The sequence below is a fragment of the Acinetobacter amyesii genome (assembly GCF_023499985.1).
Lineage (GTDB): Bacteria > Pseudomonadota > Gammaproteobacteria > Pseudomonadales > Moraxellaceae > Acinetobacter > Acinetobacter amyesii.
The window spans coordinates 1-854 of sequence record NZ_JAMCOU010000011.1 but is presented as its reverse complement, the minus strand read 5'-3'; the positions used below and the strand labels follow the sequence as shown (position 1 = coordinate 854).

The 854-nt window shown below is 45.1% G+C and carries 1 protein-coding gene and 1 pseudogene; both read left to right on the top strand.

Annotated elements, in window-relative coordinates:
- Positions 1-159, top strand: a pseudogene (locus tag M5F03_RS01385) (electron transfer flavoprotein subunit beta/FixA family protein); the annotation flags it as partial.
- An 18-nt stretch (positions 160-177) separates the two neighbouring features.
- Positions 178-854, top strand: a 677-nt coding sequence (locus M5F03_RS01380) for an electron transfer flavoprotein subunit alpha (RefSeq protein WP_249706095.1), incomplete at its 3' end; no start/stop codon positions are given.

Sequence of the window (854 nt, the reverse complement as noted above, 5' to 3'; positions counted from 1 at the left end):
CCGCTTGATACTAAGTCACCTGCTGATTATGGCGTTTCACCTGCAACTAAGCTTAAAACTGTTAAAGTTGAAGCTCCTGCAGAACGTAAAGCGGGCGTACAAGTGAAGTCTGTAGACGAGCTTGTAGATAAATTGAAAAACGAAGCGAAAGTGATCTAATACAGAAGGATAAAAATCATGAGTATTTTAGTTATCGCTGAGCACGACAACAAAGCACTAAATGGTGCAACTCTTAACGTTGTTGCTGCAGCGCAAAAAATCGGTGGTGATATCACTGTATTAGTAGCTGGTTCAGGCGCTCAAGCAGTTGCAGACCAAGCAGCTAAAGTTGCGGGTGTAAGCAAAGTATTACTTGCTGACGACGCTGCTTATGCTAATCAATTGGCTGAAAACGTTGCTAAATTAGTTGCTTCTATCGGTGCGGGTTACACTCACATCCTTGCTGCTTCTACGACAACGGGCAAAAACGTACTTCCACGTGCTGCTGCGCTACTTGACGTAAGCATGATCACTGACATCATTGCTGTTGAAGGTCCTAAAACTTTCAAACGTCCAATCTATGCAGGCAACGCGATTGCAACTGTAGAGTCTGGCGAGTCTGTTGTAGTTGCGACTGTTCGTGGTACTGCATTTGATGCTGTTGCAAGCGAAGGNGGCTCTGCTGCAGTTGAANCTGTTGCATCTACTGGTGATGCTGGTATTTCTAAGTTCGTTTCTGAAGAAATCGTGAAATCTGAACGTCCAGAATTAACAGCTGCGCGTATTGTTGTTTCAGGCGGTCGTGGTGTTGGTTCAGGTGAAAACTATCACACTGTTCTTGATCCATTAGCGGACAAGCTTGGTGCTGCGCAAGG